General features: G+C 67.8%; 21 protein-coding genes and 2 tRNA genes. 21 read left to right on the forward strand and 2 right to left on the reverse strand.

The window, feature by feature from the left end; all coding sequences use genetic code 11:
• Window positions 1–40: 40 nt before the first annotated feature.
• The 8 genes from NIBR502771_RS13720 to mctP all read left to right on the forward strand — a co-directional run bounded on the left by NIBR502771_RS13720 (window position 41) and on the right by mctP (window position 5,342).
• Window positions 41–280 carry a hypothetical protein gene (locus NIBR502771_RS13720; protein WP_141160230.1) on the forward strand — a complete coding sequence of 80 codons (240 nt, stop codon included), beginning with the start codon at window positions 41–43 and terminating at the stop codon, window positions 278–280.
• Between the two features lie 55 nt (window positions 281–335).
• Window positions 336–950 (forward strand): nicotinate-nucleotide adenylyltransferase, encoded by a 615-nt coding sequence (nadD, locus tag NIBR502771_RS13725; protein ID WP_246839667.1) that lies wholly within the window; start codon window positions 336–338, stop codon window positions 948–950.
• Between the two features lie 7 nt (window positions 951–957).
• Window positions 958–2,238, forward strand: a complete 1,281-nt coding sequence (locus NIBR502771_RS13730) for a hypothetical protein (protein ID WP_141160231.1) — start codon at window positions 958–960, stop codon at window positions 2,236–2,238.
• Between the two features lie 42 nt (window positions 2,239–2,280).
• Entirely contained in the window at window positions 2,281–2,682 is a 402-nt protein-coding gene (rsfS, locus tag NIBR502771_RS13735; protein WP_141160232.1) for a ribosome silencing factor, read from the forward strand.
• A 114-nt stretch (window positions 2,683–2,796) separates the two neighbouring features.
• A tRNA-Ala gene (locus NIBR502771_RS13740) sits at window positions 2,797–2,869 on the forward strand.
• Window positions 2,870–3,034: 165 nt separating this feature from the next.
• Window positions 3,035–3,110: transfer RNA gene (locus NIBR502771_RS13745), tRNA-Ala, on the forward strand.
• 187 nt (window positions 3,111–3,297) lie between these two features.
• Window positions 3,298–3,669 (forward strand): DUF3311 domain-containing protein, encoded by a 372-nt coding sequence (locus tag NIBR502771_RS13750; protein WP_141160233.1) that lies wholly within the window; start codon window positions 3,298–3,300, stop codon window positions 3,667–3,669.
• Window positions 3,666–5,342, forward strand: a complete 1,677-nt coding sequence (gene mctP / locus NIBR502771_RS13755) for a monocarboxylate uptake permease MctP (protein ID WP_141160234.1) — start codon at window positions 3,666–3,668, stop codon at window positions 5,340–5,342. The genes NIBR502771_RS13750 and mctP overlap by 4 nt, the downstream gene beginning before the upstream one ends.
• 75 nt (window positions 5,343–5,417) lie before the next feature.
• Here the strand turns inward: mctP and NIBR502771_RS13760 are convergent, their stop codons facing one another.
• Window positions 5,418–6,752: a class I SAM-dependent methyltransferase gene (locus NIBR502771_RS13760; RefSeq protein WP_141160235.1), complete on the reverse strand. Its 1,335-nt coding sequence runs from the start codon at window positions 6,750–6,752 to the stop codon at window positions 5,418–5,420.
• A 46-nt stretch (window positions 6,753–6,798) separates the two neighbouring features.
• Between NIBR502771_RS13760 and NIBR502771_RS13765 the strand changes: the two genes are divergently transcribed.
• From NIBR502771_RS13765 to NIBR502771_RS13790, 6 genes are all read left to right on the forward strand, one after another.
• The gene (locus tag NIBR502771_RS13765) at window positions 6,799–7,887 is read left to right on the forward strand and encodes an FAD-dependent oxidoreductase (RefSeq protein ID WP_141160236.1); all 1,089 of its coding nucleotides are present in this window, start codon (window positions 6,799–6,801) and stop codon (window positions 7,885–7,887) included.
• 50 nt (window positions 7,888–7,937) lie between these two features.
• Window positions 7,938–9,110, forward strand: coding sequence for a class I SAM-dependent methyltransferase (locus tag NIBR502771_RS13770; protein WP_246839668.1), 1,173 nt, complete (start codon window positions 7,938–7,940; stop codon window positions 9,108–9,110).
• Window positions 9,111–9,291: 181 nt separating this feature from the next.
• Window positions 9,292–10,491, forward strand: coding sequence for an ROK family transcriptional regulator (locus tag NIBR502771_RS13775; protein ID WP_141160238.1), 1,200 nt, complete (start codon window positions 9,292–9,294; stop codon window positions 10,489–10,491).
• 7 nt (window positions 10,492–10,498) lie between these two features.
• Window positions 10,499–11,851, forward strand: a complete 1,353-nt coding sequence (locus NIBR502771_RS13780) for an extracellular solute-binding protein (protein WP_141160239.1) — start codon at window positions 10,499–10,501, stop codon at window positions 11,849–11,851.
• 3 nt (window positions 11,852–11,854) lie between these two features.
• Window positions 11,855–12,736, forward strand: coding sequence for a carbohydrate ABC transporter permease (locus NIBR502771_RS13785; RefSeq protein ID WP_141160240.1), 882 nt, complete (start codon window positions 11,855–11,857; stop codon window positions 12,734–12,736).
• Window positions 12,733–13,563 carry a carbohydrate ABC transporter permease gene (locus tag NIBR502771_RS13790; protein WP_246839669.1) on the forward strand — a complete coding sequence of 277 codons (831 nt, stop codon included), beginning with the start codon at window positions 12,733–12,735 and terminating at the stop codon, window positions 13,561–13,563. Before NIBR502771_RS13785 ends, NIBR502771_RS13790 begins: the two co-directional genes overlap by 4 nt.
• On the opposite strand, the gene NIBR502771_RS13795 is transcribed toward NIBR502771_RS13790, so the two are convergent.
• Entirely contained in the window at window positions 13,560–13,787 is a 228-nt protein-coding gene (locus NIBR502771_RS13795) for a hypothetical protein (protein WP_141160241.1), read from the reverse strand. The genes NIBR502771_RS13790 and NIBR502771_RS13795 overlap by 4 nt on opposite strands.
• A 109-nt stretch (window positions 13,788–13,896) precedes the next feature.
• Here NIBR502771_RS13795 and NIBR502771_RS13800 point away from each other — a divergent pair, with 109 nt between their 5' ends.
• The 7 genes from NIBR502771_RS13800 to metE all read left to right on the forward strand — a co-directional run bounded on the left by NIBR502771_RS13800 (window position 13,897) and on the right by metE (window position 22,653).
• On the forward strand, window positions 13,897–14,904 hold the full coding sequence (locus tag NIBR502771_RS13800) for a MoxR family ATPase (RefSeq protein ID WP_141160242.1): 1,008 nt from the start codon (window positions 13,897–13,899) through the stop codon (window positions 14,902–14,904).
• Window positions 14,905–14,910: 6 nt separating this feature from the next.
• Window positions 14,911–15,813, forward strand: coding sequence for a DUF58 domain-containing protein (locus tag NIBR502771_RS13805; protein WP_141160243.1), 903 nt, complete (start codon window positions 14,911–14,913; stop codon window positions 15,811–15,813).
• Window positions 15,803–16,279 carry a hypothetical protein gene (locus tag NIBR502771_RS13810; protein WP_141160244.1) on the forward strand — a complete coding sequence of 159 codons (477 nt, stop codon included), beginning with the start codon at window positions 15,803–15,805 and terminating at the stop codon, window positions 16,277–16,279. The genes NIBR502771_RS13805 and NIBR502771_RS13810 overlap by 11 nt, the downstream gene beginning before the upstream one ends.
• Window positions 16,270–18,237 (forward strand): VWA domain-containing protein, encoded by a 1,968-nt coding sequence (locus tag NIBR502771_RS13815; RefSeq protein ID WP_141160245.1) that lies wholly within the window; start codon window positions 16,270–16,272, stop codon window positions 18,235–18,237. Before NIBR502771_RS13810 ends, NIBR502771_RS13815 begins: the two co-directional genes overlap by 10 nt.
• On the forward strand, window positions 18,234–18,950 hold the full coding sequence (locus NIBR502771_RS13820; RefSeq protein WP_141160246.1) for a hypothetical protein: 717 nt from the start codon (window positions 18,234–18,236) through the stop codon (window positions 18,948–18,950). Before NIBR502771_RS13815 ends, NIBR502771_RS13820 begins: the two co-directional genes overlap by 4 nt.
• Before the next feature lie 326 nt (window positions 18,951–19,276).
• Window positions 19,277–20,242, forward strand: a complete 966-nt coding sequence (locus tag NIBR502771_RS13825) for a methylenetetrahydrofolate reductase (protein ID WP_141160247.1) — start codon at window positions 19,277–19,279, stop codon at window positions 20,240–20,242.
• 80 nt (window positions 20,243–20,322) lie between these two features.
• Window positions 20,323–22,653, forward strand: coding sequence for a 5-methyltetrahydropteroyltriglutamate--homocysteine S-methyltransferase (metE, locus tag NIBR502771_RS13830; RefSeq protein WP_141160248.1), 2,331 nt, complete (start codon window positions 20,323–20,325; stop codon window positions 22,651–22,653).
• Window positions 22,654–22,661: the final 8 nt, after the last annotated feature.

The following is a 22,661-nucleotide window of genomic DNA, read 5'->3' on the forward strand; positions in this document are numbered from 1 at the left end:
AAGGTTCCGCTGCCTGTAAATCCTTGAACAAGGGGAGAAAATGCTGCTCCAGCAGATTGCCACGTCCGTCGCCGCTGCAGGCGAATCAGGCCACGAGGAGCTCGCGCCCCTGTGGGCCGAGCCGTGGGTCTTCGGCGTGTCCATGTTCGGCATCCTGGTGGTGCTGATGCTCATTGCCTGGTCCTACAACAACCTGGGCAACCGGCACGCTGCCACGGATGAGCACGCGGATCCGCACCGCCAGCACCCCAACAAGCACGATCGCGGGCAGGGCCACTAACATTTCCCACAACCTGCAACGCAATGGGGCCCGGGGGAGGCTGCGGCTGGGCGTGATGGGCGGGACTTTCGATCCCATCCACCACGGCCACCTTGTGGCGGCCAGCGAAGTCGCAGCGGAGTTCGACCTTGACGAGGTGGTCTTCGTTCCCACCGGGCAGCCATGGCAGAAGTCCCATAAACAGGTCAGCGAGCCCGAACACCGCTACCTGATGACCGTCATCGCCACGGCCTCCAATCCACGCTTCACCGTCAGCCGTGTCGACGTCGACCGCCCCGGTCCCACGTACACCATCGACACCCTGCGCGACCTCAGGGCGCAGCGCCCGGACGCCGACCTGTTCTTCATCACCGGCGCGGATGCGCTGGCGCAGATCCTGTCGTGGAAGGACATCGACGAACTCTGGTCGCTCGCCCACTTCGTTGGCGTGACCCGGCCCGGGCACGTTCTGGACGGCATGGGCCGGGACGACGTCAGCCTCCTGGAAGTGCCCGCCATGGCCATCTCGTCGACGGACTGCCGCGCCCGGGTAGCCTCCAACAGCCCGGTCTGGTACCTCGTCCCGGACGGGGTGGTCCAGTACATCGCCAAGTACGGTCTGTACTCGGACGCACCGGCAGGCGCGGATGACGCAACGTCCGAAGCACGCGAACCAGCCAGTACTGAATGAGTTCTCAATGAGTCAGGAACAGCCCCCAATCCGCAGCCGCCGGGAACTCCGGAAGGCCAGGGACGCCCAGCAGGCCACCTTGCCTGCCACGGAGCAGCGCCCACCGGCCGCTAACCGGCCGGCTGACATTGCACCCTCACGGGACGGCCAGGACTCGGCGCCCGCCTCCGGTTCCGCAGGGGGAGCCGCCCCGGCAGCCCGCCCCCAGGCGCCGTCGGACCAGGCCGCCATGCAACGCTCCTCCCAGATCCGCGCCCGCGACCGTGCCGCACTGCGCACCATCAAGGAGCTTGAGGAAAAGGAAGGGCAGCTTGCTGCCGGCGGGCCCCCCACCCGGCGCCAGCTGCGCTTGCAGCAGCTCAAGGAGCAGGCCCTGACGTCCGCCAACCCCATCGTTCCGGCCGCCCCTCCTCCTGCGGGCGAGGCGGCCACGCCAGGTACCCCCAAGCCTGCCGCGCCAGGCAAAGACACCGGCGGGGCAGGAGAGGGCGCGGACAATACCAACGCAATCAACCCTGCCCATGCCCCCGCCGGCGCCCCGGAGGGCATGACGGTGGAACAGGCCCTGGAAGCGCGCGCACTCATCGCCGCGCAGGCCAGGAACCAGATTGCCAAGATGGAGCACATCGCTTCCCTGGATCCGGAAGCCGTGGATCCCGAAATCCTGGCTGAGCAAATTGCGTTGGCCGAACGGGCCGCCGTCCTGAACCGCCGCGCCATGGCCCGGCAGAAACTTGCCGAGCAGGCCGGCAATCCCGCCGGCGCCCCCCGCAACGCTCCGGCGCAAAAGGACACCGCGGGCCCGTCAACGGCCAGCAACCTCGCGATGGTGACGCCCCTGGAGTTCGTCCAGGTGCCGGGCGTGGAGCGGCCGGTCATGAAACCGCCGGCCACCTCCCACGTTCCGGTGACCACCCGGCCCGGTACCAAGGTGCCCGGCACGAAAGTACCGGGCGCTGGAAAACGGAGGCCCGCCGCACGGCCCAAAGCGCCAGCCCCGGATGCGGCAACCGGCCGCTCACAGGTCATCGCCCGCGCCGAGGCGGCTGCCAAAGCCGCCAGCCGTCCCAAGCCGGTTTCGCGGCCGGAAGACCAGTCGGAGGATCTTTTCGAAGACCTTCCCCGGGTTCCCGCCCGCTCCGCCTACGGGCTCGATCCCCTGGATGCCGCCACCGCCGGCCTCACCAGGGCGCGCCGGAACCGCATTCTCCAGTTCTGCATCCTCGCCTTCGGGATCCTGGCCCTCATCGCCGGGATCATCCTGATCGTCAGCGGCATGTCCCGCTGACCTGCCAGCCGGCACCAACACTTAACCAAAACAAGGAGTCTTGTGACTGCAACATCATCGTCCATCGCTATAGCCCGCACGGCCGCCAAGGCCGCCGCGGACAAGATCGCCCAGGACATCGTCGCCATGGACGTCAGCGAACGTTTGGCCCTCGCCGATGTCTTCCTCATCGCCTCGGCGCCCAGCGAACGCCAGGTCAACGCCATCGTGGACGGCATCGAGGAAGAGCTCGCCAAGCAGGACCTGCGGCCGGTGCGCCGCGAGGGCCGGTCCGGCGGCCGCTGGGTCCTGTTGGACTACGCCGACGTCGTGATCCACGTCCAGCACGAGGAGGACCGCGTGTTCTACGCCCTTGAGCGTCTCTGGAAGGATTGCCCCGTCGTCGACCTGGAGCTCGGTGATGACGCGTCAGCCAAAGCCGGCGCTGTTTCCGACAGCGAGTAGGCCACGCCTGGCGGCGAATATTCCCAATTTGGAATTTTCGGAAATGCTGTTCTAAGATATTTGAGTTGCTTCGGGGGAGACCCTGAAGATAGCTCGCAAGGGCAGCAACAATCCGGGGCTGTGGCGCAGCTGGTAGCGCACCTGCATGGCATGCAGGGGGTCAGGGGTTCGAGTCCCCTCAGCTCCACCGGAAAGTCCGCCGGAACCATGTGGTTCCGGCGGACTTTTTTGTCGCGTCAAGGCGTCGTGGCGGGGTGCCCAAACGCCTGATCACCGCCGATTGGCGTCCAGCGGAAAAGTGCATTACTCTGGTCAGGTTGCTCCGGGGAATTCCACCGGAAAACAAACGTACGGGGCTGTGGCGCAGCTGGTAGCGCACCTGCATGGCATGCAGGGGGTCAGGGGTTCGAGTCCCCTCAGCTCCACCAGTACGGAAAGGGAACCATCACCCGTGATGGTTCCCTTTTTGTTGCCACCGGCAACCGATACTGGGCCGAAACCCTTCCGGCGCAGGTCAAAGCGCGGTACAACTGTGGTTGAGGGCACATCGTCCCGCCTCCGGACAGCTTTCATCCAAAGCGGCGGCCGCGGGACAGGCTGACGAGGAGGTCACAGATGTCCCACGCAGACGGCTACGACCGCAACGGCGGGGCTTTTCCCGATGAACCGCGCCTGACCCGGGACACCGCTATCCGCGGACCGGCCAGGCCCGCACCCTATATCGGCGCCGGTATCCTGCTGGCCGCCGCCATCCTTTTCCCATTGATGCCGCAGCTCTACTCCTTTGACGCGCCGCGGCTGGCAGGGATGCCCTTCTTCTACTGGTACCAGCTGCTGTGGGTGCCAATCTCCGCGATCCTGACCGGCAGTGCGTACTGGCTGGTCACCAAGGAAGACCGACGACGGCGGGCCGAGGCGCGCGCAGGTGGCCCGCCCCAGGCAGGCAGTGGCTCCGCCGGGGCCGCGTTGGGAGGGGGCCGGCCATGAACACGCGCGAGATCAACTGGACTGCCCTGATCATTGTGGTGCTGCTGTTCGTCATCGTGGCCGTGATGGGCTTCCTCGCCGCCAAGTGGCGCCGCAGCACCGAAGTGGAAGGGCTGCACAGCCTGGACGAGTGGGGACTGGGCGGCCGCGGCTTCGGCACCTGGATCACCTGGTTCCTCCTGGGCGGGGACCTCTACACCGCGTACACCTTCGTGGCGGTGCCGGCAGCCATGTGGGCCACCGGCGCGGTAAGCGGCTTCTTCGCGGTTCCGTACACGATCGTCCTGTATCCGATCATCTTCATCATCATGAGCCGGCTGTGGTCCGTATCGCACCGCCACGGCTACGTCACCTCGGCGGACTTCGTGGGCGGCCGCTATGGCAGCCGCTGGCTCTCCCTGGCCGTGGCCGTGACGGGCATCGTCGCCACCATGCCCTACATTGCGCTGCAGTTGGTGGGCATCAAGGCAGTCCTTACCGTCCTTGGCCTGGGGAGCTCCGGCAACGTGCTGCTGACCGACCTGCCGCTGATCCTGGCCTTCGTGGTCCTGGCCGCCTACACCTACACCTCGGGCCTGCGCGCCCCCGCGATGATCGCCGTCGTGAAGGACCTCCTGATCTACCTTGCCGTGATTGTCGCCGTGATCTACCTGCCCATCAAGTTCGGCGGCTGGGACACCATTTTCGGGGCGGCGCAGACCAAGCTGGGCGCGGTGAACCAGGCCACGGGCAAGCCGGCGGGTGTCTTCGTCCCCGGGGCGGCAAACTACTCCGCCTACTGGTCGCTGGCGCTGGGCTCGGCCATGGCGCTGTTCATGTATCCGCACTCGGTGACCGCGGTGCTGGCCTCGAAGGCACGCAACACCATCCGCCGCAATGCCGCCATCCTGCCGCTGTACTCCCTGATGCTCGGATTCCTGGCCCTGCTGGGTTTCGTGGCCATCAAGGCGGGCACCAAGCCAATCGACCTGGACGGATCGGTCAATCCGCAGCTGGTGGTCCCGCAGCTGTTCCTTGACCACTTCCCGGCCTGGTTCGCCGGGATCGCACTGGCCGCGATTTCCATCGGGGCCCTGGTGCCTGCAGCGATCATGTCCATTGCCGCCGCCAACATGTTCACCCGGAACATCTACCGCGACTTCATCCGCCCGGACGTCGATCCAAAGACGGAGGCGAAGGTGTCCAAGATTGTCTCCCTGGTGGTGAAGGTGGGCGCCCTGGTTTTTGTGATCGCCATGGACCAGTCGGCGGCCATCAACATGCAGTTGCTGGGCGGCATCTGGATCCTGCAGACCTTCCCCGCAGTGGTGGCCGGCCTCTACACACGCTGGTTCGACCGCTGGGCCCTGCTGATCGGCTGGGCGGTGGGCATCATCTTCGGTACCGTCTCCGCCTACAACGTGGTCAACCCCGTGACCAAGGCACACTTTGGTGGTTCGGTGGCCCCCATTCCCGGCACGGACTTCAGCGTCTACATTGCCGTGTCGGCGTTCGCGCTGAACCTGGTGGTCGCCGCCGTGCTGACCCTGGTGATGCGGGCCCTCAAGGTCCGGACCGGCGAAGACCTTACCCGCCCCACGGACTACGCCGCCGATGAAACGGATCCCAAAGTGGTGCAGATCGAAAAGACCCAGCACTTCACCCAGCCGGGCGGACCTTCCCCCGTGGCCTGACCGCGCTGGGGCCTGACCGCGGGGTCGCCAAGCCGCCTTCCTGCCAGGTTGCGTCCTGGCAGGAAGGCGCTTGCGTCATAGCCAGGCTGTGCGGCGCAACGGCGGTTCCTCCCCGCCCGGACGGCGCACCAGGACCTGGTTGACTCCAGTGAGTCCGTTTTCGAATCCGATGGCGCTGGCCGCCATGTACAGCCGCCACACCCGCGCGCGCCCTTCTCCGGCCAATTGCACCGCTTCCGCCCAGTTCTGCTCCAGCCGCCTGACCCACGCCCGGAGGGTCAGCGCGTAGTGGGGGCGCAGTGCTTCCACGTCGAGGACTTCGAACCGGGCAGTCTCCAGGGCGGACACCATTTCGCCCAGGCTGATCATCTCGCCGTCCGGGAAGACGTACCGGGGGATGAATGAGTCGGGATCAGGGGCGGTGGGGCCGGCGTTCCAGGAGATGGCATGGTTCATCAGGCGGCCGCCGGGGCGGAGCAGCCCGAAGAGCGCTGCGGCATAGGCAGGGGTCTGGGGCCGTCCCACGTGCTCGGACATGCCGATGGAGCTGATGGCATCGTAGGGCCCGTCGTCGACGTCCCGGTAGTCCTGGACCCGGATCTCCACCCTGTCGGTGAGGCCGGCGTCGGCTGCGCGCTTGCGTGCCAGGATGGCCTGCTCCATTGACAGCGTCACGCCCACCACCCTGGCGCCGTACCTTGCCGCGGCATGGAGGGCGAAGCTGCCCCACCCGCAGCCAACATCGAGGACCCGCATCCCGGGCTGGAGGCCCAGCTTGCGGCAGACAAGGTCCAGCTTGGCTTCCTGCGCCGAGTCCAGTCCATTGTCCGGGCCGCCGCCGGGAGGGGCGCCTTCGTCCGGCCACACAGCGCAGGAGTAGACCATTGAGGGTCCAAGCACCAAGGCGTAAAAATCGTTGCCGACGTCGTAGTGATGCGAGATGGCAGCCGAATCCCGTCCACGGGAGTGCATCCTGCCCTTCCTGGCGATCCGCGCCTCTTCGGGCGGAGGGGCAGGGCTGGGTCCAACAGCGCCCAGCCGGACCGCGGTACGCACCAGCAGCCAGAGTTCGCTGGCGGAAAGCGGCCGGAAGGGTCCGGGCTCGGCGAACTTCCCGGCCGAACTCAACGCAGCGAAGGCTGCGAAGATGTCACCGGGGGCGTCGATGTCGCCTGCCACGTACGCCCGGCTCAGGCCAAGCTGCCCCGGTGACCAGAGCATCCGCCGCAAAGCCTTCCGGGACTTGAACTCCAGGACCGGTGCGTTGGCGGGGCCTGCTTCCGAGCCGTCCCATGCCCGCAGCCTCAGCGGGACTTCGCTGGTGCCCAAAACCACCCCCAGCGCCTTCTCCAGCCTGGCGGCGTGCCCGCGCGCTCCGGTTCCGCTCTGTCCGGCGTCTTCAGTGTCCATGCGCCCACCCTAAGGCCCGGCAGCCCTCCGCGACTATCATGGGTGAGTGATTCCTGACCCAACCGATGTGGTGGTCATCGGGGCCGGCCAGGCAGGCCTGTCGGCGGCGTACCATCTCCAGCGCCGCGGGCTCAGCTTCGCCGTGCTCGACGCCGAGGAAGGTCCCGGCGGCGCGTGGCGGCACCGCTGGAAGAGCCTGCGCATGGCCACCGTCAACGGGATCAGCGACCTTCCCGGGATCGCCAAGCCGGAGGTGGACCCCGCGGAACCAAGCTCGGAATTCCTGACCCGCTATTTCGCCGGCTATGAGGCGGAGCTCGGGCTTGCCGTCCACCGGCCGGTGAAGGTGCGGGCGGTGCGGCGCGAGGACAGCAATCCGGCCGGCCGGCTGCGGATCGAAACGTCCGACGGCGACTGGCGCGCCAAGGCACTCATCAACGCCACGGGCACGTGGACCCGCCCGTTCTGGCCCATCTATCCCGGCCGTTCCTCGTTCCGCGGCAGGCAACTGCATGTGGCCGACTACGTGTCCGCGGATGAGTTCCGCGGCCGGCACGTGATCGTGGTGGGCGGCGGGATTTCTGCCGTGGGGCTGCTGGAGGAGATTTCCCGCGTCACTTCCACCAGCTGGTTCACGCGCCGGGAGCCGGTGTGGCGCGACGAAGCGTTTGATGCCAGGGCGGGCCATGACGCCGTGGCACTCGTGGAGGAGCGCGTCCGCAAGGGGCTCCCACCGCAAAGCGTCGTATCGGTGACGGGCCTGATCTGGACGCCCGCCCTTCGTGCAGCGAAGGAACGGGGCGCGCTGGACCGGCAGCCCATGTTTACCGCCATTGAACCCGAGGGGGTCCGCCGCGCCGACGGCACCCTGCTCAAGGCCGACGTCATCCTGTGGGCCACAGGGTTCAGGGCGGAACTGGAACACCTGGCGCCGCTCCACCTGCGGGGACCGGGCGGCGGGATCGCCATGGACGGAACGCAGGTGGCGGCCGAGCCGCGCGTCCACCTGGTCGGGTACGGCCCGTCGTCGTCCACCATCGGCGCCAACCGTGCCGGGCGGGCAGCAGTGGCAGCGATCCTGAAGCTGCCGGCGATGGCGACGGTGACGGCGGCGGAACCGGTAACGTGGGGGTGATGCCCCGGGTCCCGGGGCCGGCAGAGGCGACAGAAGGCGGCAGCACACCGGTGGCAGCAAACACCCTGGCGGACATCTTCGACGGGCTGCGACGGCGGCCTGATGTGGAAGCCCCCAACCTGCAGGCCTGGGATGCCACCGACCGGCTCTTGCTTGAAACAGCTGTCGCCCTGGGACGGGCGGGCGGTGGCGTGGCGGTTATTGGAGACCGCTACGGAGCACTCACTCTCGGCACCGCCGAGACCCTGGCCCCGGCGTCGCTTCGCGTGCACCAGGACCTGGTCACCGGGGAGCGGGCCCTGCGGCTGAACGCGGCCGAACTGTCAGCGAGGCGGGAGGCTGCCGGGCTTCCGGCGGACAGCGCCGGGTCCAGTTTCATGCAGCTGCCCCTGGGGCCCGAACTGCTGGCCGGAGCGGACACCGTCCTGCTGCAACTCCCCAAGACCCTTGCCGAGCTTGAGGAGATCGCTGCCGCCGTTGCCAGGTACGCCGCACCGGATGTCCGGCTGCTCGCAGGTGGGCGGGTGAAGCACATGTCACTGGGCATGAACGCCGTCCTTGAACGGTATTTCGTGTCCGTGCAGCCGCAGCTGGCGCGGCAAAAATCGCGGATCCTCCTAGCGGCCGGTCCCAAAACCGCCGCCGCATCCCCGCGTTTTCCGGTGGTTGAACACCTTGCGGAACTGGACCTGGACGTCGCCGCGCACGGCGCTGTCTTCGCCGGCGCCAGGCTGGACATCGGCACGCGCTTCCTGCTGACGTTCCTGCCCGCCATGAAGCCGGCACGCCACGCCGTCGACCTCGGATGCGGCACCGGTATCCTCGCCGCAATGTATGCCAGGCAGTTCCCGGAGGCCGCGGTGACGGCAACCGACCAGTCCGCGGCGGCCGTCCAGTCCGCCCTGGCCACCGCCCGCCTGAATGGTCTTGGGAACCGGATCACGGTGCTGCAGGACGATGCGCTCAGCACCTTCGCGGACGGCTCGGTGGACGCCGTACTCCTGAACCCGCCGTTCCATGTTGGTGCCGGGGTGCACGCCGGCGCCGGGCTGAAGATGATCGAAGCCGCGGGACGGGTCCTGGCTCCGGGGGGCGAGCTGTGGACGGTGTACAACCGGCACCTGGACTACCTGCCCGCCCTGGAGCGGTCCGTCGGGCCCACCGCGGTGGAGGGCCGTAACCCGAAGTTCACCGTCACCCGCAGCACCCGCAGGTCCCGCTGACCCCTTCCTTCCCCTCACCGGCCACGACATCCGCCGCGCCGCTGGCAGGACATGTGGGCGGTGGCGGACGCTTAACGTACGATTCAAAGCATCACCACCGCCAGGTAGCCGAAGACGTTTAGGGGACACCGTGTCTGAGATCCGCCAATCCTCTCCGAGGCGCGGAACCAACTTGCCCAGGATGGGGGACTTCAACCTCACGGTCATCCTCGACGCAATCCGCAGGACCTCCGGGGGACTGAGCCGGGTGGAACTCGCCCAGATCGTTGGCCTGTCGCCGCAGACCATCTCGAACATATCCCGCCGCCTGCTGGACCAGAACCTGATCGTCGAAGCCGGCAAGGAGGGCAGCGGCCCCGGCAAGCCCCGCACCATCCTGCGCCTGAACCCCGGCGGCATGTACGCCCTCGGTGTCCACCTGGACCCGGCCGTGACCACATTCGTGGTGCTTGACCTCGTGGGAGCCGTGGTGCGGCACTCCCGGATCAAGACCCCGGGCGGAAACGATCCCGCCGCCGTGATCGCCACCATCGCCGCGGAGCTGGCCCAGCTCGTGGAGGATTCCGGCGTGGACCATGCCCGCATCGCAGGACTCGGAGTGGCCGCTCCAGGTCCCATCGACCTGGACCACGGCACCGTGGTTGACCCGCCACTGCTTCCCGGATGGGACAGGGTGGAACTGCGGAACGCGCTGGCCAAGGCCACCGGCTATTCCGTGCTGGTGGACAAGGACGTCACCAGCGCCGCCGTGGCGGAAACATGGGCGGGCGGCCCCAGCGGCGCCGGCAGTTTCGTGTTCATGTACATGGGGACCGGCATCGGCTGCGGGATCGTCCTGAACGATGAGGTGGTCCGCGGCACATCCGGCAACGCCGGCGAGATCGGCCACATCATCGTGGACCCGGACGGACCGCCCTGCGATTGCGGCCAGCGCGGCTGCGTGAAGTCATCCTGCATACCGCAGGTCCTGGTGGCGGAAGCTGTGGCAGCGGGAGTCCTGGAGGGGGCCCAGGCCGGGAGTGCCGCCGAAATCCAGCAGAGCTTTTCCGAGCTGTGCGCCCGTGCCTACGCCGGCGACGAGGGCGCCGCCGCCATCCTGGACAAGTCCGCCGTCCTGGTTGCCCGGGCGGTCTCGGTGGTCACCAACACACTGGATGTTGAACGGGTGGTCTTCGGTGGCCCGTTCTGGACCTGCCTGTCGCAGCGCTACCTCGAACTGGTCCCGCCGCTGCTGGACGCCAACAGCGCCGCACGCCTGATCCACCCCATCGAAGTCGTGGGTACAGGGGTGGGGGAGGACGTGGGCGCCATCGGCGCCGCCTCGCTGGTCCTGGAACATACGCTCGCGCCGCGCGCCCAGCGGCTCCTGCTGGAAAGCTGACGGGGCCGTGTTCCGCCGGGCATCCAAAGCCGCATCGCTGGCGGCCGCCGCAGTCCTGGTCCTCGCGGCCTGCACCCCCGCCGATCCTGCCGGCGGAAACCGGACCATCAAGGTGGCGTACCAGAAAACAGACTCGTTCACGGCACTGGACACCATGTTCCAGGAGGCGAAGAAGGAGTTCGAGGCCGCCAACCAGGGTGTGGCAATTGAGCTGCAGCCCATCCAGGCCAATGACGACGATTACGGCACCAAGCTGGCGCTGGCGCTGCGGTCGCCCTCCACCGCCCCGGACGTCTTCTACGAGGACACGTTCAAGGTCCGCTCCGACGTGGACGCCGGCTACCTCCTGAACCTGGACAGCCGCCTGTCCGGGTGGGGGGACTGGAGCAAGTTCGATGCCGGCGCCAAGGAAGCAGGCAAAGCGGACGACGGCGGCACGTACGCGGTCCCGCTGGGCACCGACACGCGTGCCATCTGGTACAACAAGAAGGTTTTTGAGGCTGCCGGCATTGGCCTGCCGTGGCGCCCGTCAAGCTGGCAGGAGATCCTGGACACCGCCAGGAAGATCAAGGCCTCCCAGCCGGATGTGATTCCCTTCAACATGTATGCCGGCAAGGGCACCGGTGAAGGAAGCGTGATGCAGGGTTTCTACGAGCTCCTGTACGGCACCGGGGCGGCCCTTTATGACCAGGATTCGAAGAAGTGGGTCGTTGGCTCGGCCGGCTTCAAGGATTCGCTGGCCTTCCTCAAAACCCTCTATGGGGAAAAGCTCGCAGTGCCTCCGGCCGAGGCGCTGGATCCGAACGTCTGGAAAAAGGTGTTCGGCGAATGGTTCCCGAAGGCAAAACTTGGCGCAACCGTGGAAGGCTCCTACGCGCCGTCGTTCTGGCAGGACGGCGGCAGCTACGCCTGGCCGGAGTACGGGCAGGACATGGGAGTGGCCCCGTTCCCCACCCAGGCAGGGGGCCCGCCCGGCGCAGTGAGCATGTCCGGAGGATGGACGTTGGCCGTGGGCGCGGAAACCAAGCAGCCCGACCTCGCGTTCAAATTCCTAACCACCGCCCTGGACGCAAAGAACTCCCTCAGGTTCACGGTGGACAGCTCGCAGATCGCCGTCCGCACCGACGTCGCTGCCGACCCCGGCTACCAATCTGCCAACCCGTTCGTGAAGGACGTGTCCAGCCTGGTCGCAGTCACCCGGTACCGCCCCGCGACGTCCGACTATCCGCGGATCTCCGCTGCCGTGCAGGAGGCCACCGAAGCCGTTATCACCGGTAACAGGACCCCGGAACAGGCGGCAGCCGATTACGACGCGGCCGTGGCCGGCATTGTGGGCGGCGACAAAACCATCCGGAAGTAAGCGGTGCCCGCCAGCCACCGCACCCGGCACGTGGTCCGGTACCTGCCGGTGCTGCCCGCCGTCGTGCTTCTGCTTGTGTTCCTCGCCGGTCCGGTGCTGTGGGCCTTCCACGCCTCCCTGACCAACGCCGCACTCACCGGGCGCCACGCCAGGAACCCCGACTGGGTGGGCCTGGACAACTACCAGCGGCTGCTGCAGGACCAAACCTTTCCGCTGTCGTTGGCCTTAACCGTCCTCTTCGTCGCCGGTTCGGCGATCCTGGGCCAAAATGTGCTGGGGCTCGCCCTCGCGGTCCTGATGCGGCGTGCACGGCCGGTGGTCTCCGCAACTGTCGGCACCGCCGTCGTCGCCGCCTGGGTCCTGCCGGAGATCGTGGCGGCGTTCGCAGCCTACGCCTTCTTCAGCCGCGACGGGACACTCAACCAGCTGCTCGGCGGGCTGGGACTGGCGGAGACAGACTGGCTCTACGCGGTTCCCATGGCGGCCGTGATCCTGGCGAACGTGTGGCGCGGGACCGCCTTCTCCATGCTGGTCTACCGGTCCGCGCTTGCCGGAGTCCCCGGCGAGCTGACCGAAGCTGCACAGATGGACGGTGCCGGCGCCTGGCAGCGGCTGGTGTCCATTACCCTTCCGGTGATCCGGGGCAGCATAGCCACCAACCTGATGCTGGTCACGCTGCAGACCCTGGCCGTCTTCACCCTGATCTGGGTCATGACCGCCGGCGGTCCTGCCAACGGCAGCACCACGCTGCCCGTGCTGGCCTACCAGGAGGCCTTCAAGTTCGGAGACATCGGCTATGGCACCGCCGTCGCTACGGTCCTGATCCTCATCGGCGGAGTATTCGGGGGAGCATACCTTCGTTTGCTGAAGGAGCAGAAGCCGTGACCGCCGGGCGAAAAGGCAGGCGCAGCACCCTGGCGGATGTGGTCCTGCTGCTGATTGGGGGGTGCTTCCTGCTGCCGCTGCTCTGGCTGGTCCTCGGCTCGCTGGATCCTGCCGCGGGACATGCGGTCAAGGTCCCGCAACGGCCGGCCCTGGACAATTTCGCCGCCGTCCTCACTCCGGAACTGCTGTTCCGGCCGCTGTGGAACAGCCTGCTGCTGTCCGCCGGGACGGGGATCGTGACGCTGGCCGCCGCCGTTCCCGCCGCCTACCCGCTGTCCCGCTACCGCTCCCGCTTCACCACCCCGTTCATGTCCGGCATCCTCTTCGGAACCTGCCTGCCCGTCACGGCCATCATGGTGCCCGTCTATGGCCTGTTCGTGCAGTTCCGGCTGCTGGATTCCCTCCCGGCCACGGTGCTGTTCCTGGCAGCCACCAGCCTGCCCATGGCCATCTGGATGACCAGGAACTTCATGGATGCCGTGCCCCTGGCGCTGGAGGAGGCGGCCTGGGTGGACGGTGCCTCCCGGCTGGCGGGCCTGCGTGCAATCGTGCTGCCGCTCATGGGCCCGGGGCTGGGCGTGGTATTCATCTTCGCCTTCATCCAGGCCTGGGGGAACTTCTTCGTCCCGTTCGTGCTGCTGCTCTCCGAGGGCAGGCAGCCGGCAGCAGTATCGATCTTCAGCTTCTTCGGCCAGCACGGGGCAGTTGCCTACGGCCAACTGGCCGCATTCTCGATCCTCTATTCGATTCCGGTCCTGGCCCTCTACGCCATCGTGGCGCGCGGGTCCGGCAACTCACTGGCCCTGTCGGGAGCTGTAAGGGGCTAATCGATGTCCTCAAGCACCACACCGAACGGCAGGGTGTCATCCAGATGGGCCTGGTGGCCATGGTGGGTGTCCACCACGCGGACACCGTGGAGTTTATCGGCAGCGGACTGCATCAGGACGGGCCTGACGGTGTCGATGACCACCTGGCTCTTGTCGGCGAGATATTCCTTGTAACTGGCTGGGAGCTCAATCATGGCAAAAGGATAGACCTGCCGGACCCGCATGGGGAGGGGTGCCCATTGCCGGACCGGGGCTGTCCGGCTTGGATAGGATGACGGACGGGACGCGGCCGGCCCGGACCGTCCGCCCAACACCGTCATCAGGGGGAATCCAGTGCTTTCGACCAGCGTGCCCGCACGAATCCAACCTGCGGAGCTGGCCAGGGCGCAGCAGGTGGCCGCCAACATTTCGCGAAGTTTCGATGCCAAGGTGGTGGGGCAGTCCCGGCTGCGGGAATCGCTGCTGGTGGGCCTGCTGACCGGTGGACACATCCTGCTGGAGAGCGTCCCGGGGCTGGCGAAGACCACCGCCGCGCAGGCCCTTGCCGACGCCGTCAGCGGTGAATTCCGCCGGATCCAGTGCACCCCGGATCTGTTGCCCAGCGACATCGTGGGAACCCAGATCTACGACGCCGCCAAGGGAAGCTTCCATACCCAGCTCGGACCGGTCCACGCCAACATTGTGCTGCTGGACGAGATCAACCGCTCCAGCGCCAAAACCCAGAGCGCAATGCTCGAGGCGATGCAGGAACGCCAGACGTCCATCGGCGGGCAGGACTACCGGCTGCCCTCGCCATTCCTTGTCCTGGCCACCCAGAACCCCATCGAGCAGGAGGGTACCTACCAGCTGCCAGAAGCGCAGATGGACCGGTTCATGCTCAAGGACGTCCTGGATTACCCCAGCCCGGCCGAAGAGGCCGAGATCATCCGCAGGATCGACGCCGGCGTCTACACCCCGGAGCGGAAGCCCGCCGCTGCCGCCTCCCTGGACGCCGTCACCGGGATCCAGCAACTGGCTGCCCGCATCTACATCGATCCGGCGGTGATCAACTACATCGTGGGGTTGGTGTACGTGACCCGGAACGCGTCCGCGTACATTGATGCGAAACTTGCCGGGTTCATCGAGTTTGGCGCCAGCCCCCGGGCCAGCATTGCCTTCAGCCAGGCAGCCCGGGCGGTGGCCCTGCTGAACGGCCGGGACCACGTTATCCCCGAGGACGTCAGGTCGCTGGCCCACCGGGTGCTCCGGCACCGGCTCATCCTGAACTTTGACGCGGTGGCCGAGCAGGTTCCCGTGGAATCGGTGATCGACGCCATCGTCGCCGCCGTCCAGACTCCCTGACCCCGCATGGCCACCCTCCTTAAGCGCGTGAAATCGAAGATTGCCATCTTCGCGCACCGCAAAGCCCGCGGCATGCTCGACGGCGAATACGGTTCCGTGTTCAGGGGCCGCAGCCTGGACTTCGACGACCTGCGCGCCTACGTCCCCGGTGACGAGGTCCGCGACATTGACTGGAAAGCGTCGGCGCGCCACGGCTCGCCCTTGATCCGGCGTTACGTGGCCGTCCGCAGGCAGACAGTCCTCCTGGTCACCGATACCGGACGCAACATGGCGGCGGAGGCGCGGTCCGGGGAAGCGAAGAAGGACATCGCCGTGCTGTCCCTCGGCGTCCTGGGCTACCTGGCCCTCCGGCACGGCGACGTGGTGGGAATGGTGTGCGGTGACTCGGCCGCAACCCGGTCCTTCCCGGCGAAGGGCGGAGAGGCGCATCTCGAACGGCTGCTCCGGCACGTGGACTCACACACTGGCCTCGACGCGCCTGGCAGCAGCATCCGGGACCAGCTCGACTACATCGCGCGGAACATCAGCGGACGGCACCTGCTGTTCGTCGTCGCGGATGAACTGGCTGCAGACGATGCCACCGGACGCCTCCTGCGCAGGCTGCGCGCCCAGCATGAGATCCTGTGGCTGACGGTCAGGGATGCGGAACTGGTTCCTCCACCCCTGGCCGACGCAAGGTTACAGCGGAGCGGCGACTCCTACAGCGTGGCCGATTCCTCCCTCCTGGCCTGGCAGCCGGCCACGTCCTCCGTGGTAGCGGCCGCCTACGCCGCAGCCGCTAAGGAACGTGACGCGGCCCGCAAAGCCATGCTGCAATCGGCCGGAATCACCGAAGGTGAGGTGGCCGGCAGCGGGGATGTCATCGCCGGCTTGTTCGCCCTCCTGGAGAGGCACCGGCGTGCAGGCTGACCCGGGGTTCTACGGCCCGCTGCAGTACAGCACGGCCTGGATGTGGTGCGGCGCGGCAGTCCTGGCCCTGGTGGCAGGGTGGTACGTCTTCGTGTTTGCCACCACGCGTCCTCCTGCGCGCTCCACGGCCGGCCGGGCCCACTCCCGGTCCGCCCTGACGGACCTGCCCGGGCTGAAAGCGGCGTACCTGCAGCGGATCCGCGATGTGGAACAGGAGGCGGCGGCGGGAAACCTTGACGCACGCGCAGCGCACCAGCAGGTCAGCCTCCTGCTGCGCGGGTTCGTGCGGGACGCAACGGGAGTCGACGCCACCAGGATGACGCACCAGGACCTGGCCCGGCACCCGCTCCCGGCTGCGGCACACGTCATCGAGGCCCTTTATCCCGCCGAATTCGGCCCCGGACCGCTGCCCTCCGTGGCTGCCTCGGCAGCAAAAGCTTCCGAGGCGGTGCGAGCATGGAACTGATCTTCTGGTGGCTGCTGCCGCTCGCCGCTGTGGCCGCCGGTGCGGCGGCCTGGGTTGCGCTGCGCGGGCGCGGGGGCTCCAACGTACGGCGCCGGCCCGTGGCGCACGCCGACAGGCTCACCGTCCTCCCGGAATACCAGGCAGCCCTCCGGCGGCACCGCCGCTGGCTGGCCGCTGCCGCGACCGCCTGCGCGGTGCTGCTGGCCGCCACGGCCGTTGCGGCAGCGCGGCCGGCGGACGTGACCACCATCCGCCCTGAGCAGCACAACCGCGACGTCATGCTCTGCCTGGACGCCTCCGGCTCCATGAGCGGTGCCGACGCTGCGGTCGTGGAGGTCTTCGCCGGCCTGGCGAAGAGCTTCCGCGGCGAGCGGATCGGCCTGACCATCTTCGACAGCAGCGCCATCCAGGTGTTTCCGCTGACCGATGACTATGCCTACGCCCAGGAGCAGCTGCAGGCTGCCAAGGACGCCTTTGACGGCAAACCAGGCAGCTCCGGATTCCTGGACGGCACCTGGAGCAGCAGGGGATCCTCGCTTATCGGGGATGGCCTGGCCTCCTGCCTCAACAGCTTCCCGGGAGCCACCGGCGGACCCTCCGGTGAGGACGGGAACGCGGCAGGCGGCGGCAGTATGCCCACGCGTTCGCGGTCTGTGGTGCTGGCCACGGACAACTTCCTTTCGGGCAAGCCGATCCTGACCTTGGAGCAGGCTGCCCTGCTGGCGAAGGAGCGGTCGGTGCATGTCTACGCTCTTAATCCGGGCGATCTGGACTACGGCGGCGATTCCGACCAACCCGGTGCCCGGCTGCGCGCTGCTGCTTTGTCTACCGGCGGTTCGTACTACTCCCTTGGCAGTCCCGATGCTGTGCCGGAAATTGTCACCGCCGTGGAGCAGACCGAAAGGGCGGCGATCCAGGGAGCACCGCGGGCAGTGTTTTCGGAAGTGCCGGGCCTGCCGCTGGGCGTTGCGCTGCTGTCCGGGCTCGTACTGTCCGCGGTCCTGTGGCACCTGCAGCGGACAGCGCTGCGCAGCCGCGTGGCGGTGCGGCGGGGCGGGATTGTCCTGCTGGTCCTGGTGGCAGCCCTCCGGCCCGCCATGCCCGGCGGTTCGGTGCAGGCCGCCACCGCCGACCTGGACGTGTTCTTCGTGGTGGACACCACCACCAGCATGGTGGCCGAGGACTACGGCAACAGGTCCCCGCGGCTGGACGGCGTCCGCAGGGACATCATGGCCATCGCCGAACAGTTGCCGGGAGCCCGCTTCTCCGTCATCACCTTCGACACCACGGCGCATGTCCGGATGCCGCTCAGCACCGACACCCTGGCGCTGGAAACCATTACGGACGTCATGGAACCCCAGGTGACCGCCTACGCCAGGGGCAGCAGCATCACCGCGGCCAGGCAGGTCCTTTCCGAACGGCTGGCCGCTGCCCGGGACAGCCGGCCGGACCGGCCCCGGCTGGTGTACTACCTGGGGGACGGTGAACAGACCCGCGGCAAGGAGCCGGAGGCCATGAAGGTCGACGGCGGGCTGGTGGCCGGGGGAGCGGTGCTGGGGTACGGCACCTCCGGCGGCGGCCGGATGAAAGCGAACACCGGCCAGGCTTCCGACGGCGGCGGCAGCGGTGCCCCGGCGAACTACGTGCAGGACACCCGGCCCGGCAGCTCCGGGGACGCGCTGTCCGTCATCGACGAAGGGCGGCTGCGGACCGTCGCTTCCCAGCTGGGCGTGCCCTACCTCCACCGCTCTGCCGGCGATCCTGTGGCAGCCATGATGGAACGGGCCCACCCCGGCAGGGCCGAACGAACGGACCAGGACGGATCGTTGGGAGCTGCCAGCGAGCTTTACTGGGCCTTCTCCATCGGCGCCTTCCTGCTGGCCCTGCCCGAAGCGGTGGGCATCATCCGTCAACTCCAGGGGCTCCGTCCCGCGTCCCGCAATGGGGGCAAACCATGACGGCCAACATCCGCAGGCGCCGCCTGCTGCTGTGGTCCGCCCTGCCGGTGCTCCTGGCGCTGTGTGTCGCCGCCAAGCTCCTCAGCCTGGGCCTCCTCGCCCGTCAGGCCGCCACCGGTTTCGAGGCCGGAAACACGTCCGCGGTGGGCAGTGCGGCCGGCGGCCTTGGAATAGCCAACCTGGTGGAGCCGCACAAGGCGCCGTTCGCCGCCGGAGATGCTGCCGTGCTGTCGGGTGACCACCAGAGTGCCCGGACCTTGTTCGAACAGTCGCTGGCGATGGTCCCGGACGGATCCGGCGACGAATGCCCGGTGCGCGTGAACCTCGTCCTGGTGATTGAACGTCTGGGTGACCAGCGCCTTCAGGCCGGGGACCCGGCGTCGGCCGTTCAACTGTTCACGCAGGCGCTGGACGTTGCCGGGCAGGCGCCGCAAAGCTGCCGGTCCAACGAAGCAGAGGGTGGAGCGGGCGGCCGCTTGTCGGACGCTGAAGGCCGGCTGGAAGACAAACTGGGGGCCGCCGGACAAAAAGCGGCGCAGCAACCTGCGCCGGCGGGGGAGCCGACCCCGGACCCGTCCGGTGACAACCGGCAGGATCAGCTGGACCAATTGCAGGACAGTGCCCGGCAAGCGGAACGGGAGCGGAACAGCGGGCGCGAACGGGAAGAATACTTGGACGGCGGGGACGCCACCGCCCCGGAGCGACCGTGGTAGGGCGCCCACGGACGAACATTATTCTGTTGCCGCAAGAAACAACCCGTAAAACTGCGTCTTAATTCGGTACCAACTTGTCCCCGGCCCGCCGGGCCCCCTAGAGTCTTAGACAAGTTACCGCGGTAACGTGTCAGCGATCCTCCGCTCCGGAGGGTGTGGGTGCCCCCATGTGGGCCTGACATTTGCTCACGGACTACTTCATTCCAGGCGTAACAGTCGCGGCTGCGTCCTCGTGGAGTCCCTCCGTGTTCCCAAACTCAAATTCATTGCCGGTTGTCCGCCCCTTGGGGCAGGCAGCCCCAATGGCCCAAAAGCCAAGGACGCAAATGTCACCACCAAGCCTTATTGACGCACATCCCCAGTTATCCGAGACCGCCCCGGTGGCTCTCTCCTATGAGTTGTTCCCGCCGCGTTCGCCCGCGGCGGCCGAGACCCTGTGGACCACAATCCGCGAGTTGGAGACGACTGAGCCCGACTACGTCTCCGTCACCTACGGCGCCAGCGGATCGAACCGGGACACCGCCCTCGAGCTCATCAACCGGCTCCTGGTCGAAACTACGCTGCGGCCATTGGCCCACCTGACCTGCGTGGGCAACACCCCCCAGGAACTCGCTGCGATCATCGGCGACCTGCTGGACATCGGGGTGCGTGGCATCCTCGCCCTGCGCGGCGACCTCCCCCAGGACGGCGCCCCGCCGGCGGCCGGGTCCCTGCGGTACGCCCAGGACCTCATCGACCTCATCCGCCGGGTGGAGCAGCGCCGTTCGGCCCTGCTCTGTGCCGGGAAGATCGCTGTTGGCGTGGCGGCCTACCCCACCCGCCACCCGGAGTCACCCAGCGAAGACCACGACGTCGAAGTGCTGCTCGCCAAGCAGCGTTCCGGCGCCGATTTCGCCATTACCCAGGTGTTCTTCGAAGCCTCGCAGTACGAGGACCTGCTCACCCGGGCCCGCCGTGCCGGCGTGACCATTCCCATCATTCCCGGCGTCATGCCGTTCACCAGCCTCCGCCGCCTCAAGCGGCTGGGGGAGTTGGCGGGAGTGGAACCGGCACCCAGGCTGATGGATCGCCTCGCGGCTGCCGATAACGACATTGAACGGCTCCACATCGGCGTCGACGCCACCGTCGACCTGGCCAATGCCGCCCTCGACGCCGGAGCCCCCGGACTCCACCTCTACACCTTCAACGAGCACCAAAGCGCGCTGGAAGTCCTGGACAAGCTGGCCCTGCCGCGGCATAACCGCAGCAGCCACGCCCGCGCCGCCGCTGCCCGGACCCAGCTGGCCAGCTGAACGCCGGCCCGGCACCCTCCACGCTTCACCGCGCTGACCCACGCCCTTCTTGACCTACCTCCGACCTGAGGACCTTTGCCATGCCTGAAAACAACACGCCCTTCCCGTCCGCCTCACTCCTCGGCTACCCGAGGATCGGCCGCCGCCGCGAACTCAAGAAGGCCGTCGAAGCCTACTGGGCCGGCCGAATCGACGCCGCCGCACTGGACGCGGCCGCCAAGGACATCCAGCTGTCCACCGCCAGGCGCCTCCATGACCTGGGACTGACCGAGGCCGCAGCCGTCCCCGGCACGTTCTCCTACTACGACCAGGTCCTGGATACCAGCGCCCACCTGGGTGCCGTACCCGCACGCTTCGGCAGGCTCCTCAACGCCGCCGGGCAGCTGGACATCGACGGCTACTTCACCCTGGCCCGCGGCACCAAGGACCAGCAGCCGCTGGAAATGACCAAGTGGTTCGACACCAACTACCACTACCTGGTCCCTGAGATCGGCCCCGAAACCGAATTCACCCTGGCCTCCACCGCCAAGGTCGACGAGTTCGCCTTCGCACTGGCCAACGGCATCGAAACCCGCCCGTACATCGTCGGCCCGGTTACCTACCTGCTCCTGTCCAAGGCCTCCGACGACGCCCCGGCCGGCTTCGCGCCGCTGTCCCGCCTCGAGGACATCCTGCCGGTGTACGTCCAGCTGCTCGAAAAGCTGGCCGCCGCCGGCGCCGGCTGGGTGCAGCTCGACGAACCCGCACTGGTGGTCGACCAGGACACCCCCGCTGCAGAGGTCGAAGCAGCGGTTGCCGGCGCCTACGACGTCCTCACCGCGGCGGCCAACCGCCCGCAGATCCTCGTCTCCACCCCCTACGGGTCCCTCGGCGGCCAGCTGGGGACGCTTGCCGCCACTAACATCGACGCCTTGCACATCGACGTCTTCAAGGGCGCTGTTCCCTCCGCCGCAGCACTGGCGGGCCTGGGCAACAAGACCCTGGTTGCCGGCGTCGTGGACGGCCACAACATCTGGCGCAACGACCTCGCCGCCTCTGCCGCGAAACTCGATGGGCTGAGGGCCGCCGCAGGCAAGGTGGCAGTCTCCACGTCTACCTCAACCCAGCACGTCCCGCATGACGTTGACGAGGAGACCCGGCTGCCCGCGCAACTCCGCAGCTGGCTTGCGTTCGCGGACCAGAAAGCCGCGGAGGTCACCACCCTGGCCTCCTACCTGGCAGACCCCGCCTCCGCCAAAGCCGCCATCGACCAGGCAACCGCCGTGATCGCCTCGCGTGCCACCGCAGAAGGCGTCCACCGCGCGGATGTCCGGGCCCGCACCGAAGCCCTGACCGCTGCGGACTTCACCCGGTCCGACTACGCGGTGCGCGAAGCGGCCCAGGAGGAGGCGCTGCACCTGCCGCCGCTGCCCACCACCACCATCGGCTCCTTCCCGCAGACGTCAGAGATCCGCTCCGCCCGCGCGCGCAACACCAAGGGCGAGCTGAGTGATGAACAGTACGAGCAGCTCATGAAGGACGAGATCAAGCGCGTGGTGGACCTGCAGGAAGAGCTGGGCTACGACGTCCTGGTGCACGGTGAGCCCGAGCGCAACGACATGGTGCAGTACTTCGCCGAAAACCTGGAAGGCTTCGACGTCACCGTCCACGGCTGGGTCCAGTCCTACGGTTCACGCTGCACCCGGCCCTCCATCCTCTGGGGAGATGTCACCCGCAGTGCCCCCATAACCGTCAAGTGGGCGGAGTACGCGCAGTCCCTGACCAGCAAGCCGATGAAGGGCATGCTCACCGGCCCGGTCACCATCCTGGCCTGGTCCTTCGTCCGCGACGACCAGCCGCTGGGCGAAACCGCCAACCAGGTGGGACTGGCGCTGCGGGACGAGATTGCCGACCTCGAAGCCGCCGGCATCAAGGTCATTCAGGTGGACGAGCCGGCCCTGCGCGAACTGCTGCCGCTGCGCAAGGCCGACCAGGCCGACTACCTGAAGTGGTCCGTCGGCTCATTCCGCCTGGCCACGGCCGGTGCCGCCGATTCCACCCAGATCCACACCCACCTCTGCTACTCCGAGTTCGGCGTGATCATCGACGCGATCGACGGCCTGGACGCCGACGTGACCTCCATCGAGGCCGCCCGTTCCCGCATGGAGGTGGTCCACGACCTCGAGGCCCACGGCTTTGGCCGCGGGGTTGGCCCGGGCGTCTACGACATCCACTCCCCGCGCGTTCCCGGCGAGCAGGAAGTCACGGAGCTGCTCAGCACCGCCGTCCGGCATGTCCCGTCCCGCCAGCTCTGGGTCAACCCTGACTGCGGGCTGAAGACCCGCGGCTACGCCGAGACTGAAGAGTCCTTGCGGAACCTGGTCAAGGCCACGCAGACGGTGCGCGCCGGCCTGCTGGAAACGGCGAAGTAAGGCAACGC

The sequence above is a fragment of the Pseudarthrobacter sp. NIBRBAC000502771 genome (assembly GCF_006517215.1).
Taxonomy (GTDB): Bacteria; Actinomycetota; Actinomycetes; order Actinomycetales; family Micrococcaceae; genus Arthrobacter; species Arthrobacter niigatensis.

Excerpts from the sequence above, each read along its gene's own strand:
- NIBR502771_RS13825 (WP_141160247.1), top strand. The coding sequence starts at position 19,277 with ATGTCACCACCAAGCCTTATTGACGCACATCCCCAGTTATCCGAGACC.
- NIBR502771_RS13820 (WP_141160246.1), top strand. The coding sequence starts at position 18,234 with ATGACGGCCAACATCCGCAGGCGCCGCCTGCTGCTGTGGTCCGCCCTG.
- NIBR502771_RS13795 (WP_141160241.1), bottom strand. The coding sequence starts at position 13,787 with ATGCGGGTCCGGCAGGTCTATCCTTTTGCCATGATTGAGCTCCCAGCC.
- NIBR502771_RS13805 (WP_141160243.1), top strand. The coding sequence starts at position 14,911 with ATGGCCACCCTCCTTAAGCGCGTGAAATCGAAGATTGCCATCTTCGCG.
- nadD (WP_246839667.1), top strand. The coding sequence starts at position 336 with ATGGGCGGGACTTTCGATCCCATCCACCACGGCCACCTTGTGGCGGCC.
- NIBR502771_RS13815 (WP_141160245.1), top strand. The coding sequence starts at position 16,270 with ATGGAACTGATCTTCTGGTGGCTGCTGCCGCTCGCCGCTGTGGCCGCC.
- mctP (WP_141160234.1), top strand. The coding sequence starts at position 3,666 with ATGAACACGCGCGAGATCAACTGGACTGCCCTGATCATTGTGGTGCTG.
- NIBR502771_RS13720 (WP_141160230.1), top strand. The coding sequence starts at position 41 with ATGCTGCTCCAGCAGATTGCCACGTCCGTCGCCGCTGCAGGCGAATCA.
- NIBR502771_RS13750 (WP_141160233.1), top strand. The coding sequence starts at position 3,298 with ATGTCCCACGCAGACGGCTACGACCGCAACGGCGGGGCTTTTCCCGAT.
- NIBR502771_RS13730 (WP_141160231.1), top strand. The coding sequence starts at position 958 with ATGAGTCAGGAACAGCCCCCAATCCGCAGCCGCCGGGAACTCCGGAAG.
- metE (WP_141160248.1), top strand. The coding sequence starts at position 20,323 with ATGCCTGAAAACAACACGCCCTTCCCGTCCGCCTCACTCCTCGGCTAC.
- NIBR502771_RS13775 (WP_141160238.1), top strand. The coding sequence starts at position 9,292 with ATGGGGGACTTCAACCTCACGGTCATCCTCGACGCAATCCGCAGGACC.
- NIBR502771_RS13760 (WP_141160235.1), bottom strand. The coding sequence starts at position 6,752 with ATGGACACTGAAGACGCCGGACAGAGCGGAACCGGAGCGCGCGGGCAC.